Genomic DNA, 14,589 nt, shown 5'->3' with positions numbered 1-14,589 from the left:
TTGCGCCTACTTCCTATGGTTTCGGAGATTGAAGAGTGAGCGCAGCCCGTGCTGCCCCAATCGCTCTTCGGCGGCCGGCCGGTAGTGCTCGTCGTTGTGGAAAAGAAAGTAGCTCAGAAGGCCCGCAAGGGTCAGGAGAACCGCCATCCCCGGCCAACCCACGGCGGGCATGGATAAAGGAACTGTGGTCACGAGCGATGAACCTACGAGCAGGCCGAGCGTCGTGCTGGCGGTAAAGCTGCCTTGATAAATCCCGTGACGAGCCGGCGGCGCGAGGGTGTAGGCGAGCGACCACGATCCGGCCACGGAAAGCGCTTCGCCTACGGAATAGACGATGACACAGACTAACAGGATGAGAACCGCCGGAACTGCCGTGAAGTATGAGGAAAAGAGCAGCGCAATGCAGCTGATCGCAAGCAACACTGAGCCCGTTAGCATGGCGGGGGCCGCGCGGGACGGGCGATCCGCGAAGCGAGCCACCGGCACCTGAAGCAAGATGATCAGGACCGTATTGATGACGAACAGGGCGGGCACCATGTAGGGCGGCGCGCTGGTATGGCCGACGATCCAGAGTGGCATGGCGACTTCCAACACGGCGTTGTAAGTCGAAAGCACGCTGTTCAGGAGTGCGAAAGAGAGAAAACGGCGGTCTCCCATCATGCTGCCCTTATGGACTGATGCCGGTAGCTTTGGCGTCGTCGGAACGGGCAGAAGGAGCGTAATTCCAGCCGCCACAACATAGGCTAAGGCGGCGATGAAGAGGCATGTATGAAACACTGCCCTATCGTCCAGCGAGAGGGCGCTCGTGGAGATGAGCGCTCCGATACCGAACCCAACATTGGCGACCGTGCGAATGTAGGCGCGTGTGGGGCTCTGCGCTTCGCTGTTGAACATCTTCGCAACCAGGGCGCCGCGTGCCGCGCTGGCACCGCGCTCGACCATCTGGTATAAAACGATCACGACGATGAAGGCCGCGTAAGTCGTGGCCAGTGGATACAGCAGCACAGCGGCCGCCTGCAGGATAAAAAGCAGGGACAGTAGGTATTTGGGCGTGATGCGATCCGCCAGATGCCCGACCGGTAGGCCGACGAATATGCCCGCGAGGCCTGCTATGGAGATTCCGAAGCCTACGGCCGCCGGAGACAGGTTCACATAGCGCGTGAAATAAATGACGGAGAGGCAGGTCAACAGCCCGAAGCCGATCGTCTGAATTAGCATAGTTATCAGAAGGAGCACGAAGGATGATTTGTCTCCACCGTTCAGCAGCTGTCGCAAGCCGGTCGGAGTTCGTTCAGCGTCTTGCGGGTTTGAGCCGGCGAAGCTGGGGGAGGACATAGGCTGGGACCCGCTCATCCTGCTAATGCCTTCTCTTGATGACCGGGGGCTCGGGCTCGCTGTTCGCTGATCGCGAGAAGGCTGAAGATACCCGCTGCATCCTGCTGCGACGGTCCTTTGACATTGAGAAAGCCACGCACCGGCTCAAGTCTGAAGCCGCGAATGAGCTTTGCCTTATAGGCGGACAGGCTCAAATGAACCTTCTTGAACCCATTCGCCGCCGCCCATTCGATCGGGGCATAGTAAACCAGGTTGAAATACGCGAATGTACCTGACGTCTGCTCATAATCCGCGCCCGTGAAGTAGCTGTAGATCGCTTCGCCGTGCACGAAGAACAGGGAGAATGCCACCGGTTTGCCATCCCGGTTCGCGGAGAACACCAACAACTCGTCGTCGAAAGCGCCGCGGATCGCGTCGTGCTGCACGCGCAGCGTTTCAGGGTCGGTGCTCAATCCGTACTTCGCTCGAACAGCCGCTTGAAGCTCGAGGATTTCTGGGGTGAGCGCCTTTTTTCCGCGCGCCACCGTCAGCGACAGGCCCGATTCCCCAAACCTGCGCTTCTCACCTCGAACCACTGCGCGGGAATGACGGCTCAATCTTCGCAGATAATCGTCGAAACTACTTCCTTCGATATCCAGCACCGCTTCGTAACCGATCTCGCCGCTCGTATAATCGAGTCTCGACATCGCGGAATCGAGCATGCCAGCCAACCGCTCGTTGACGTAGAATATCGCCCGCGCCCCGCAGCCCAGCCTATCCGCGACGATATCAAACAAATCAGTCATCGCCTGAATGCATCTACGGATTTGTTGATCGGATTTATCGCTGTCGATGGTCAGCGCGCACCAAGAGTTTGATATGGATCCGACAAAGGCGGGATAAAGATCGTCACGCAACGTCACAGTTTGGCGGCACGCTTCGAGCCGCTCCCGCTCTGATAAGGTCAAGTGATCGAGGGAACCGAAATTAGATTCGGAAACTAATGTTTCTGCAACATTGTAATAGACTGCCGTCTCGGCGCCTTTTGCAATTTGGCAAGGCAGCACTGCCAGCATGTCCCCGAAGCCGTCTTCAACCCAAAGGAATAAAATCTGCTGATTGTGCATCCTAGGTAGAGCATCCCACCAGCTTGGGGCTCCCCAGAACGGCAGGCCTTGCGTCAGTTTTCTGAGTTTTTCTTGAGGAAGCTCGTGGACCGAGGTCGAGCACCTTCCACGGAGCCCTGAACCTAAATCAAGTATCCCTACGGTTTCGGTTGTCATTTGCGGGATTTCCTAAACTTTTAGTTGTATATCCGGCGATAATGTTTCGAGTAGCCGATAGGCACTTCAGGCTGATAGCTCTAAACAGGGCTCATTTGCCGCCCGGCGGATGCACAAGCATTTTTGCAGCTTCATCCGATCGAATGCGGGCGTGGCATGTGTTCAAAATATCGACCGGAGCTTCATGTTCGAGCCGGCGGTCGACATACCATCGGCGTCCATCATTTCGCGGCGTTGGACTAACTAACGAGAGTTATCATCCGTTGGATCCCATCTTCTGGAGCTTGATTGGGCTCATCCAATCGTTGGCTCCTTTGTAATTCGCTTGCTGGAGTGAAGCATCTGGGAAAAATTCCAGGGGATCGCCCCATAAGTTCTTTCAGGTGTCAACGGCGTAGCCCGAGCGGGGTCTCATGCGCGCGGCGATTTTTTGATAAGGTTTCAGCCGGCCTTTTTGGCGCGGCTTTGGACGAGACGATAGCTATCGCCGTTCATCTCGAGGATGCTGACATGGTGGGTGATACGGTCGAGCAGAGCGCCGGTGAGACGCTCCGATCCCAAGGTCTCGATCCATTCAGGATGACGACCTCCTCGACAAACCCCTTCACCACAATGTCCTGGAAGCCATAGGCCGTCGGCACCGAAACGCATCTGCCGGCGCTCGGCTGGTCGCCCGAAGAAATCGACTCTCTCATCCATGGACAGCCGATTGAAGCAATGCTGTATGGCTATGCCGCCTCTGCCGGGCGGTTGGAACCCGGCGGGTTCCGCCACACTGGCGGCTGGACCCCTCCGGGCGCGGTGCAGAAATTGAGCGTAAAACTCGACAGACTAACCCTCGAACCTCCCAAGGCATCAGACAAGACAGCATGGAGCCTGCTCAACGAAAGCAAGGCACTGGGCGATGCGCGCGCGATGCTAGCCCCGCTTCGGGATGACGACTGGCTTGTAATAGCGGTCACGCACTGAAGACGCCGCAGAACATTGATGGCGCCGCCTGACGGGAAAACGGACGAGAACAGCGGTGCGTCATCGCACCGCAAGTTCCGGCCAGCGGATACTGCCGACCGGGAGTGCGGGGCCCCAGCGATGCAACCCGACGAGCTGGAAACTCGCCGCATCAGATAGGCCCAGATACGCCAGGATGAGGCCGACGATCGACAGCCACATCTCCGTGCCCTGCAAGCCGGGGGCCTCGCTTCGTGCAAAGGCAAAGCCCTGCCCAGGAGTGTAGTGTCGGAGCGCTGCGTTCAGGAGATGCCGTATCACCTGCGAAATTTCCTCCGCGCGATAATCCGTTTGCCGTGCGCAAAGCATCAGCGGGTGGATGACATCGAGGACATTGCAGGCATCGAAACGCACTCGCTCGAACCGGCCGTTACGACGCAGATGGGCCAGCACGGAATCGATCGTCCGCTCAGGATAGAGCAGCGGAATGCCAAACTGGGCATAGGTTCCCCGCGTCAGCCGGTAAAAGCCGTTCACAGGCTGCAGCCAGTCATCGCCGACCGGGCCGCCCCAGAGGCCGGTCACCGGATCCGCGCGCGTGGTCAGCCAGCCCATCAGGGTCGCAAGTTCCCCGGGATCGCTGAAGTAGCGGGCGTTGAAGTAGTAAGCCGTACCGAGCGCATCGACCCAGGCGCCCGAAGACCAGCCCTTGCTGGCCCAAGGCAGACCGTTCAGCGCGCGTTGCAGCGTGCTTGCATCGAGGCGTGACGCCCAGGAGACCGGATGACGGAAGGCTGTGCCCAGACATTCCAGGGCGTAGCCGATACAAAGGATGTTGTAGAGATTGTCGCCACCGGGATCGGCTGGCGGGTTCTCGCGAACGACTTGGATCGTATCCGTGTTGAAGCATAGCCCCGTGCCCGGATCCTGGAGCGCGGCGAGCCGGTCGGTCCACTCCTCTCTGGTGAAGGGGTCCGGAACCGCGCCGAACATCGCTGCGATCTGGATCGCGTCGCAATCGGCGCGGAACGGTGCATTCCGGTTGTTGCGGGGGTCCAAATACCACGACGCTCGATCGGACGCAGGCGCAGCATGAGCGGCGAGAATTTTGGGCCACTCCTCCCCCATCCGAGCGCTGAAGGTCTTTATTTCGGCCACCAGAGGATCTGCCGGCGTGGAAGAGCGAGGTCGCCGGCGATCGCGGATCAGGCGTGCGGGATTACCGCCGACCAGCGCGTAGTCAGGCACGTCCCGCGTAACGACAGCCCCGGCCGCGACGATGCAGTGGCTGCCGATCCGGACCCCGTCGGTTACCACCGCATTGGCGCCGATCCAGACATCGTCGCCAATCTCGATGCCCTTGTAGGAAACGCCCTGCAGCGCGATCGGTGTCTCCGGATCGTCCGCGATATGGTCGAAGCCGGCCAGCACCGCGCCGGCGGCGACGCGGACCCAGGACCCCATCCGGACATGACCGATCACCGACGCATTCAGATTGAACGAGCAATGATCACCCGCGATGAGCTGGCCATGAACCCGCACCCCCGCGGCGACAATGCAGCGGTCGCCGAGCGTCAGGCTATCGGGGAAAATATGCGCCTTGGGCGACAGGAAACAGGCCTCGCCGATCCGCAGCGGCAGGCGCTGTGCGAGTTCGGCGACGAAGGCATCCTGCTCGCTCCGCTGTGCTGCCGTCGCATGATGTTCAAACAGCCAGGGATGGGCATCGAACTCCGCCGTGAGATGTTCTCTCGCCTCTGGGGTGTTGGCAGCGGCCTGCATGGGATATTTCCTCGAGTTGCGGCGGGCGGTCAGAGAATGGAGTGTGCGTCTTTCATCAGGCTGGCGGCGCTGTCGCCAATGGAGGCGCTGTTGAACGCCACCGCGTCGGCCGCCCGTTTCATCAGCTGGCCGAATTGCTGCGACCCTTTGGGAGGCGGTGGTGGATAGGGACCGACCTTGTCCGCGATGGCATCGATATACTCCACCGTGGCCCGCTCGACTGGCTGTAGTGTCGGCAGGATCGACGCGCGCAACGCGGGGCTCATCGGCACGCCCCGCTCCACACCAAGGATCTTGGCAGCTTCGGGATCGCTGACGAAGAAGTTGATGAAGCGCGCGGCCGCCTCGGGGTTCGCGGACTGCGCATAGATCGACCAGCTGCTCGCCGGTCGGTAGAATTGCCCGGGTTTTGCCCCGGCACCTCCATTTGGAAACATGGTCATTGCCAGCTGTACCGGCGTGGTCGCCTGCATGCCGACGATCTGGTTGGAAAAGGCAAAACTCGTCGCCGCCTTGCCCTGGATAAGCGGCATCAGGTTGATCGTCGAATCCGGGCTGAGTGCTGCGACATCGGCCGGCACGCAACCGCCGCGCTGGCGCAACTTGTCCCAGTAGGCAAACCATTCGGCCACGTCGTCCTTGCCGAAGCCCAGCGCCTGATCGGCGGTAAACAGGTCGCGGCCACGCTGACGCAGCCAGACCTGGAAGGCGTAGCTGTAGCCGCTGGCGTCGCAGGAGCCCCAGTACCGGCGGCGGTTGAGCGCCTTAGTGAGCTCAACCATGCGATCCGCATAGTCCTCCCAGCTGGTTTGAGCGTCCGGCGGCGCCACGCCGGCGGTCGCAAAGGCATCCTTGTCGTACATCATGGCGAAGGAGTTGAGGGCCTGAGGGATGCCCCAGACCTTGCCGTCGACCGCGCAGAGATCCAGCATGGCGCGGCTGATCCCGGCGGCGTCAATCGGATTGGGCATGAGACCGTCGAGGGCGAGCACACAGTCACGCTTGACGAAATCGGCGAAGCTGTTGGGCTCGAGCTGGAAGATATCCGGCGCACTGCGGCCGACGACCTGCGTCGCGAGTTTGGTGAAGTATTCCGAGTTGCTGACCTCGCCCGCAAGCTCGACGCCAGCGACGCGCTGTTGATAGAGTTTCAGCACATCCTGCGTCCTGCGGGTCCGCTCATTGCCGCCCCACCAGGCGAGACGCAGCCGCGTCGTCTCGGCGCTTGCGGTGCCGAAGGGCATCATCGCGCCGGCCAAACCCAAGGCCCCCATCAGCACGGATCTGCGGGTTGCTGCAACAGACATGGATCTCCTCCCTCCAAGCCGTTTGGATTTGGTCTGATCGTCCAGGCGACGATATCGCCTCCGACAAGTAACCAAATCGTGCGTTATAAGGCGGAAGAATGCATCCGCTGTCAAGACCCGCTGCTGTGACAAGCATACAAATCGGCGACCGGCAAAAAACGATCCAATACAATGGTATGTTGGTCTTTTCTAAAAGATCGCCACGCATAATAATCGCTGTAGGATTCGGTCTCATTAACAATTTTGTTAGGCTGACGTGGTCCTATATTGGCACAGCGCCATCGGCGACGAGCAGGACGCTCCCTCTCTGTAATGCCCCCCGACCTCGAAGCAGGCAGACGCCAACGCGTGCGACCATCCCCAATCGCAATACGATTGCCTGAACTTCATCACGCGCGAGCCAAGCAATGTCATTCCTGCAGAACGCCAAGATCAGAACGAAGGTTCTATCCATCATTATCCCCATATGTCTGATCGGGGTCACGGGTGTCCTCTTTGTTTCCAGCCAATACAAAGACACCGTCGCGACCTATTCCGATTTTATCTCGAATGACGAAACGGCCGCAGTGGAGATGTCGCGTGCAAGTCAGCGGGTGACTGCGCTCAGCTATAATGCCTATCAAGTCCTGGTCTACAGCTCAAAAGACCCGGAAATAGCAAAAATTACCAAGGACTATGACGACAACAAAAAGGTCCTTCTCCAGCGGCTGGCAAATGCCAAGCGTCTCATGCCCGCTGAGGCGACGGCGATTGACGCACTCACGGCTCAAGCCAACAATATCATTGCATTGACCGATCAGGCCGTGAAGGCTGGTTTGGTTGATGACAATGATACGGCTAACCACCTGTTGAAGCAGGCAGACCCGCTTATCGACAAGGAGATGCTGACGGTTCGCAGCTGGCTCGACGCCTTGAACAAGAGCATTGCTGCCGAAAGTAAAAGGCTTAGCGAGCAAACGCTCCATACCATCACCTATACCTTAGTTACGCTCGGCATCATCTTTGCCGCGGCAATCCTGGTTGCCCTCCTGGTCTCTGCCCGTGGCATCACATCGCCGATCGAACGGCTGCGCGCCCGCATGGCGTCGCTGGCCAAGGGCGAGACCGAGGAAACCGTGTCCGGTATCGAGCGCCAGGATGAGGTCGGTCATATGGCCGCCGCCGTGTCGGTCTTCCGCGACAACGCCATCGAACGCATTCGCCTGGAGAGAGAGGCTGATGCCGGCCGTAGCCTCTCTGAAAAGGAAAGATTGGAACGTGAGGCGCAGAAAGCCAAGGATGCGGCCGACACCCAGTTTGCCGTCGACGGACTGGCCGCGGGCCTTTCTGAGCTTTCGAACGGCAACGTGACCTATCGCATCGACAAACCCTTCGTTGCCCATCTCGATCAGCTTCGCGCCAACTTCAATTCCTCGATGGCAAAGCTCCAGGATACGCTGAGCGCCGTCGGCGATAATGCCCAGGCCATCGCGGCCGGTGCAAACGAGATCCGCTCAGCCTCCGACGACCTCTCCAAGCGCACCGAACAGCAGGCCGCTTCGATCGAGGAAACCGCCGCCGCATTGGAACAGATCACAACCACCGTCAAGGACTCCACCCGGCGGGCAGAGGAAGCGGGCTCGCTTGTCGGCCGCGCCCGCATCGGCGCGCAGAAATCAGGCGACGTCATGCGCGAAGCGGTTTCCGCGATGGAGGCGATCTCGAAGTCGTCGAGCGAAATCAGCAACATCATCGGCGTGATCGACGACATTGCATTCCAGACGAACCTCCTGGCGCTCAATGCGGGCGTCGAGGCGGCGCGCGCCGGTGATGCGGGCAAGGGTTTTGCGGTCGTTGCCCAGGAGGTGCGCGAACTGGCGCAACGCTCCGCCAAGGCAGCCAAGGAGATCAAGGCGCTGATATCGACATCCGGCCAACAGGTTCACAGCGGTGTCGACCTCGTCACGAAAACCGGAACTTCGCTTCAGCAGATCGTCAAGGAAGTGGAGGAGATCGACCATAATGTGCGGGCGATCGTCGAGGCGGCCCGTGAACAGGCAACCGGCCTGCATGAGATCAATACAGCGGTCAACAGCATCGATCAGGGAACGCAGCAGAATGCCGCCATGGTCGAGCAATCCACCGCGGCCAGCCACAGCCTGGCCAAGGAAGTGGCATCCCTGAATAATCTGCTCGGCCAGTTCACCCTCCAAGGTGATCGAAGCTATCAGCGGCCGGCCGCCGCCACCCAACAGTCGGCCCCCGCAGCCTCGCCGGCGCGATCGCTCCGCGCCAAGCTTGCCGGCGCCTTTGGGGGTTCGGGCAGTGCTGCGGCAACAGCCGGTGCATGGGAAGAGTTCTGACGAGTACGCGATGGTCGATGCGCAAGTAGTTGCGTGAATTTGATATGACAATCGGGCGGCCGATCATCACGATCGGCCGTTCTCATAGGGTGCTGCCGCTGTGATCCGAAACGGCTAGGTGCCAGGAACGGCGCAAATGCGCGAGCGCGTGAGAAATCGCACCTCGCGGCCATTGTCGAGTGAGAACATACCGCCCCGGCCGGGCACCACGTCGATGATCAGTTCCGTGTGTTTCCACACCTCGTATTGCGGCCCGCTGATATAGACTGGCGCACCGCCAATTTCCCCCAAACGCACGTCATGATCCCCGATGATGAAATCGTTCTGCGGATAGCACATCGGCGAGGAGCCGTCGCAACAGCCACCCGACTGATGAAACAGGATCGGCCCATACTCCGCTTGCAGGGTCCTGATGAGATCGAGGGCGGCTGGAGTGGCGCTGACCTGATCGTTCATGATGCTTCCTCCCAATGACATGCCGGAGGCGGAGCACTGTGCCCCGCCTCCGTCGAGTTTTACTCGGAACAGACGGCTTCAAGCTCAGAAGAAGCCGAGCTTCTTCGGGCTGTAGCTGACGAGCATGTTCTTCGTCTGCTGATAATGCTCCAGCATCTTCAGGTGGTTTTCGCGACCGATACCGGACTGCTTGTAGCCGCCGAAGGCCGCGTGCGCCGGATAGGCATGATAGCAATTGGTCCAGACGCGCCCGGCCTGGATGGCACGGCCGAAACGATAGCAGGTATTGACGTCACGGCTCCAGATACCGGCGCCGAGACCGTAAAGCGTATCATTTGCGATCGAAAGCGCCTCGTCATTGTCCTTGAAGGTGGTGACGGAGACAACAGGTCCGAAGATTTCCTCCTGGAAAATCCTCATGCGATTATGGCCCTTGAAGACCGTCGGCTTGACGTAGTAGCCCGCCGCCAGATCGCCCGGCAGGACATTGCGCTCGCCGCCGATCAGCACCTCGGCGCCTTCCTGCTTGCCGATGTCGAGATAGGAGAGGATCTTCTCCAACTGCTCGCTGGACGCCTGCGCGCCGATCATCGTTGCCGGATCGAGCGGGTCGCCCTGGACGATGGCCTCGACACGCTTCAGGGCCTTTTCCATGAACTTGTCGTAGATGGATTCATGGATCAGGGCACGGCTCGGGCATGTGCAGACTTCGCCCTGGTTGAGGGCGAACATCACGAAGCCTTCGATCGCCTTGTCGAGGAAATCGTCGTCCTCTTCGGCGACGTCCTTGAAGAAGATGTTCGGCGACTTGCCGCCCAGTTCCAGCGTGATCGGGATGAGGTTCTGGCTGGCATACTGCATGATCAGCCGGCCTGTCGTCGTCTCGCCGGTAAAGGCGATCTTGGCGATGCGCGGGCTGGAGGCCAGCGGCTTGCCGGCTTCCAGGCCGAAGCCGTTGACGATGTTGAGGACGCCAGGTGGCAGGATGTCGGCGATCAACTCGGCAAAGACCAGAATGGATGCCGGGGTCTGTTCGGCCGGCTTGATGACCACGCAATTGCCGGCGGCCAGCGCCGGCGCGAGCTTCCAGATCGCCATCAGCAACGGGAAGTTCCACGGAATGATCTGGCCGACGACGCCGAGCGGCTCATGGAAATGATAGGCGACCGTATCATGGTCGATCTCGGAGAGGCTGCCTTCCTGCGCCCGGATGACGCCCGCGAAATAGCGCAGATGATCGACGGCAAGCGGCAGATCGGCTGCCATCGTTTCGCGGATCGGCTTGCCGTTGTCCCAGGTCTCGGCCTGCGCCAAGAGCGCCAGATTGTCTTCCACCACCTGGGCTATTCTGTTGAGCAAAAGGCTGCGCTCGGCCACGCTGGTGCGGCCCCAGGCATCCTTGGCGGCATGGGCCGCATCGAGAGCGGCTTCAACGTCCTGCGCATCGGATCGGGCTATCTCGCACAGCACCTGGCCGTTGACCGGCGAGGTGTTTTCAAAATAGCGCCCGGATTTCGGTTCGACGAATTTTCCGCCGATGAAATTGCCGTAGCGCTTCTTGAAATTCGGCCTGACGCTTCGGTGAAACTCTACCTTGTTCATTGGTTTTCCTCCCTGGCGAGGTCTTCGGGACGCAAACATCCGTATCGGCGAAGACGGCGCACTCATGACAATGCCGCCTCCGCGGCACCGGCATCACAATGACGCTGTCTCTGTGGCTCTGTCTTCCCAGGGAATCAAACAGGATTGGCCAGATGTCGCAATTTTGCGACAGGTCGCGGTGCGATATCGCTGCTGCACCGGCTCAAGCGCGACAGATGCTCAGTCGAGGCCGAGCTTTTTCAATTTTCGGTGCAGGGTGGCGCGGCTGATACCCATGATCATCGCGGCGGCGGAAATATTGCCTGAGGTGCGGGCGAGTGCACGTTGGATCACGCTTCGTTCAGCCGTCGCATAATCCTGCCGCGCATTCTTATGCTGGCCGAGGAGATCGGCAGCGGGCAACGGCCGACTGAGCGCTTCGTCGGTCAGGCCGAGAAGATGCCGGGCCGAGCGCGACGCACCGATGACGAGATCGTCATCATCGACGGCAAGCAGAGCGTTCGCGGAACGCTCCTGCGACGGGTCGGCACCGCTCAGCGCCAAGACGATACGCGCCTTCGGGAAAGCGAGACGGAAGTTTTCAGCTTCGACACGCCGGGCGGCCTCACAGACGGCAAGCGCAATCAGTTTGACGAAATCCTCCGTCAGATCCGAGCGGGCCGAAGAAACATCGATTGCCGCCATCAGCCGACCGCGATGGTCGAAAATCGGCGCTACCGTGCAGGACAGCGCCGTGTTGCGGCTGAAGAAATGCTGATCGCGATGGATGGTCAATGCGCGCTGTTCGGCAAGCGCCGTGCCGATGCCGTTCGTTCCCGCGCTCTCCTCGCTCCAGACCGCACCGGTCCAAAGACCCATCTTGCAAAAGACCGCGTCATCGGCGACCGATCCGCGCCGGTCGACCGGCACGCCATCCTTATCCGCCAGAAGCACGCAGCATCCGGCCCCGCCGACCGCGGAATAAAGGCGATCGAGGCTTGCCTGCGCCGTCTGGACAAGCGATCCTAGACGCTCGCGCGCATGCCCGAATTCGGCTTCGGTTAAAACATTCGGCGGCGCCCCATCCTCGGGATCGAGCCCATAGAGGCGCATGGAGCGGCTCCAGGATGCGACCACAGCCGATTGTGCCGCCGCACTTCCCACCAAGGCCGACTGGATCTGCGAGGCATGCAATTCGCGGTCCGACATTCCCACGGTCTCCTCCCAAAGCCCAAGCGGTCGTCAGTTGCGGGAGAGGGTAACGTTGCTACGTCTGCCGTCAAGCTAAGTTTAAGCGCAGTCGCATAAACCGGCATGTGGCTGAATCGATCGATATCGAGGGCGAATGGTGTTTTGAGAATGGGCTCCAATGCCGCTGGACGGGAAGACATACGTAAGCTTTGTGAAGAAAATTTAATGTACGGTTAATGTTTATTTAAATGCCTTAACCTAATAATCGGGTTGATGGAAAACCCCTTTTCCCCCTCCTCAATCCTCTGAATTTGCATAGAAATGTCGATCCTTCACACGTTCAGTATAAAGAGCGGTCGTCTCGTAGAATTGACATTCAGTTCCGGGACGCGCAGGCGCAGCGTTGTGGCATCGGGCCGCAAAAGAGGCAGGCAAAGTCTCGTATCCTGACTTTGGCTGGCGTACTCACGATGGCTTATCTTGCCATATGCGGAAAGCTTATCTATTTCGACTCTCAGCCGGCCGTCGATACGGCGAATATCCCGTCCGGGCCTGTGATCGCGTGGCGACCCGACATCGTTGACCGTAACGGCGAGCTTCTGGCAACCGATATACGGACGGTGTCGATGTTTGCCGAGCCGTTTCATATCGTCGACGTCGACGAGGCGGTGGAGAAGCTTTCGACACTTTTCCCCGACCTCGATAAAAAGGCACTCTATCAAAAGCTTTCAGACAAGCGATCGCACTTTGCATGGTTGCGGCGCCAGCTGACGCCGAAGCAGCAGAGCGAGGTTCTGGAGCTTGGAATTCCAGCGATTGGCTTCCGTCCGGAGGTCAAACGCTTCTATCCGGGGGGACGCACCGCCGCCCATATCCTCGGCTATGTCGACATCGACAACCATGGTGTCGCTGGCATCGAGAAATATCTCGATGGGCAGGGACTTTCGGACCTCACCTCCGCCGGCATGACGAGCCGCGACAGCCTGCAGCCTGTCCATCTGTCGATCGATCTTCGTGTCCAGAACATCGTACACGACGTCGTGTCGGATGCGATCGGCCAATATCAGGCTCAGTCGGCCGGTGCAGTCATCCTCGATATCCATACCGGCGAGGTGCTGGCCATGGCATCGGCTCCCGATTTCGATCCGAATGACCCGCAGGCGGACGTCAAGGGTTGGCTAAATCGCATGTCCGATGGCACCGACGAAATGGGCTCGGTGTTCAAAACCTTCTCGATCGCGATGGCCATCGACACCGGCACGGTCAGGCTGACCGACACATTCGATGCCAGTGCCCCCCTACACTACGGCGGCTTCACCATCCACGACGACCGCGACGTCCCGCGACGCGCGCTGTCGGTCCCCGAAATCTTCCGCTACTCGTCCAACATCGGCACCGCTAAGATCATGGACAAGGTCGGCATGGACGTCCAGAAGACCTATCTGACCCGCTTCGGCTTGCTCTCGAGGATGCAGACGGAGCTACCCGAGGTAAAAGCGCCGAGCCAACCGAAAGTGTGGAAGAAGATCAACTCGATCACCATCGCCTTCGGCCATGGCGTCGCCACCACGCCGATGCAGACGGCAGTTGCTGGCGCTGCCCTCATTGATGGCGGTGAGCTGATCGAGCCCACCTTCCTGCCAAGGACACAGGAAGAAGCTGAGAAGACCGAAACGCCGATCGTCAAAAAGAGCACCAGCGACGTCATCCGATATCTGTTCAAGCTGAACGGCGAACAGGGCACCGGCAAGACTGCCGATGTCCCCGGCTTCCACGTCGGCGGCAAGACGGGCACGGCGAACAAGGTGATCAATGGCGTCTATTCACACAAGCTGAGCTTCAATTCCTTCCTTGCCGCTTTTCCGATGGAAAACCCTAGATATGTGGTGCTGTCATTCATCGACCAGCCGCTGACGGGCTTGCACAATTTGAACCTCGCCGCCGAAACAGCAGCACCCATGGTTCACGACATCGTTAGCCGCGCCGCACCACTGCTCGGTGTCGAGCCGAATTTTGGGCAGAATCTGCTGAGCGCTTATTGAGGCTGCAAAGCCAAATGACAGCCGGGTAAAGAGACTAGACGCTCTCGCTACAGCTACTGCGCATCGGCCAGATCCCTCCTTCAGCGCTGGAAGTGGCCTATCGGCCGGAACCTCGATGAGCTGGAAGCCGGCGGCATGCACCAGCGAGGTCGTAAGACAAAAGAGGGCGGCAAGAAAGAAGCGCAGGCGGATCATTGTCATTGCTCCGTTTGACGAGAGGTACGAGCCGGCAGGGTTGCTGTTGCAGCCTGAACAATGCGAGCCGGCCATCAAGGACCACGACCGCATCGGGATTACGGACGGGCAACCTCAGAAGATCGATCCACTACCTTGCATAAACAGA

At 59.7% G+C, this 14,589-nt stretch carries 9 protein-coding genes and 1 pseudogene; 2 read left to right on the top strand and 8 right to left on the bottom strand.

What is annotated here, in order from left to right; genetic code table 11:
- Positions 1 to 6: 6 nt before the first annotated feature.
- From HB780_RS13170 to HB780_RS13150, 5 genes and pseudogenes are all read right to left on the bottom strand, one after another.
- A complete protein-coding gene (locus HB780_RS13170) occupies positions 7 to 1,335 on the bottom strand; it encodes an MFS transporter (RefSeq protein WP_183688374.1) in 1,329 nt (442 codons plus the stop codon).
- A gap of 14 nt (positions 1,336 to 1,349) precedes the next feature.
- Complete coding sequence (locus tag HB780_RS13165; protein ID WP_183688372.1) at positions 1,350 to 2,597, bottom strand: GNAT family N-acetyltransferase; 1,248 nt, start codon at positions 2,595 to 2,597, stop codon at positions 1,350 to 1,352.
- A 441-nt stretch (positions 2,598 to 3,038) separates the two neighbouring features.
- Positions 3,039 to 3,173: pseudogene (locus HB780_RS13160) on the bottom strand (ATP-binding protein); the annotation flags it as partial.
- A 453-nt stretch (positions 3,174 to 3,626) separates the two neighbouring features.
- Positions 3,627 to 5,327 carry an acyltransferase gene (locus HB780_RS13155; protein WP_183688370.1) on the bottom strand — a complete coding sequence of 567 codons (1,701 nt, stop codon included), beginning with the start codon at positions 5,325 to 5,327 and terminating at the stop codon, positions 3,627 to 3,629.
- 29 nt (positions 5,328 to 5,356) lie between these two features.
- Positions 5,357 to 6,634, bottom strand: coding sequence for an ABC transporter substrate-binding protein (locus HB780_RS13150; RefSeq protein WP_183688368.1), 1,278 nt, complete (start codon positions 6,632 to 6,634; stop codon positions 5,357 to 5,359).
- 407 nt (positions 6,635 to 7,041) lie between these two features.
- On the opposite strand from HB780_RS13150, the gene HB780_RS13145 reads away from it, so the two are divergent.
- Positions 7,042 to 8,976 (top strand): methyl-accepting chemotaxis protein, encoded by a 1,935-nt coding sequence (locus HB780_RS13145; RefSeq protein WP_183688366.1) that lies wholly within the window; start codon positions 7,042 to 7,044, stop codon positions 8,974 to 8,976.
- A gap of 114 nt (positions 8,977 to 9,090) precedes the next feature.
- Here the strand turns inward: HB780_RS13145 and HB780_RS13140 are convergent, their stop codons facing one another.
- The 3 genes from HB780_RS13140 to HB780_RS13130 all read right to left on the bottom strand — a co-directional run bounded on the left by HB780_RS13140 (position 9,091) and on the right by HB780_RS13130 (position 12,222).
- A complete protein-coding gene (locus HB780_RS13140; RefSeq protein ID WP_183688364.1) occupies positions 9,091 to 9,432 on the bottom strand; it encodes a DUF779 domain-containing protein in 342 nt (113 codons plus the stop codon).
- Between the two features lie 84 nt (positions 9,433 to 9,516).
- On the bottom strand, positions 9,517 to 11,034 hold the full coding sequence (gene adh / locus HB780_RS13135; protein WP_183688362.1) for an aldehyde dehydrogenase: 1,518 nt from the start codon (positions 11,032 to 11,034) through the stop codon (positions 9,517 to 9,519).
- Positions 11,035 to 11,253: 219 nt separating this feature from the next.
- Positions 11,254 to 12,222: a GAF domain-containing protein gene (locus HB780_RS13130; RefSeq protein ID WP_183688360.1), complete on the bottom strand. Its 969-nt coding sequence runs from the start codon at positions 12,220 to 12,222 to the stop codon at positions 11,254 to 11,256.
- Between the two features lie 452 nt (positions 12,223 to 12,674).
- On the opposite strand from HB780_RS13130, the gene HB780_RS13125 reads away from it, so the two are divergent.
- Entirely contained in the window at positions 12,675 to 14,246 is a 1,572-nt protein-coding gene (locus HB780_RS13125; protein ID WP_435693864.1) for a peptidoglycan D,D-transpeptidase FtsI family protein, read from the top strand.
- Positions 14,247 to 14,589: the final 343 nt, after the last annotated feature.

The organism is Rhizobium lusitanum, assembly GCF_014189535.1.
Classification (GTDB): domain Bacteria; phylum Pseudomonadota; class Alphaproteobacteria; order Rhizobiales; family Rhizobiaceae; genus Rhizobium; species Rhizobium lusitanum_C.
The sequence above is the reverse complement of the archived record's forward strand: the minus strand, read 5'-3'. Positions and strand labels throughout refer to the sequence as shown.

Bases quoted from the DNA above. Each gene is read 5' to 3' on its own strand.
- HB780_RS13155 (WP_183688370.1), bottom strand. From the start codon at position 5,327: ATGCAGGCCGCTGCCAACACCCCAGAGGCGAGAGAACATCTCACGGCG.
- HB780_RS13165 (WP_183688372.1), bottom strand. From the start codon at position 2,597: ATGACAACCGAAACCGTAGGGATACTTGATTTAGGTTCAGGGCTCCGT.
- HB780_RS13140 (WP_183688364.1), bottom strand. From the start codon at position 9,432: ATGAACGATCAGGTCAGCGCCACTCCAGCCGCCCTCGATCTCATCAGG.
- HB780_RS13145 (WP_183688366.1), top strand. From the start codon at position 7,042: ATGTCATTCCTGCAGAACGCCAAGATCAGAACGAAGGTTCTATCCATC.
- HB780_RS13170 (WP_183688374.1), bottom strand. From the start codon at position 1,335: ATGTCCTCCCCCAGCTTCGCCGGCTCAAACCCGCAAGACGCTGAACGA.
- HB780_RS13125 (WP_435693864.1), top strand. From the start codon at position 12,675: ATGGCTTATCTTGCCATATGCGGAAAGCTTATCTATTTCGACTCTCAG.
- adh (WP_183688362.1), bottom strand. From the start codon at position 11,034: ATGAACAAGGTAGAGTTTCACCGAAGCGTCAGGCCGAATTTCAAGAAG.
- HB780_RS13150 (WP_183688368.1), bottom strand. From the start codon at position 6,634: ATGTCTGTTGCAGCAACCCGCAGATCCGTGCTGATGGGGGCCTTGGGT.
- HB780_RS13130 (WP_183688360.1), bottom strand. From the start codon at position 12,222: ATGTCGGACCGCGAATTGCATGCCTCGCAGATCCAGTCGGCCTTGGTG.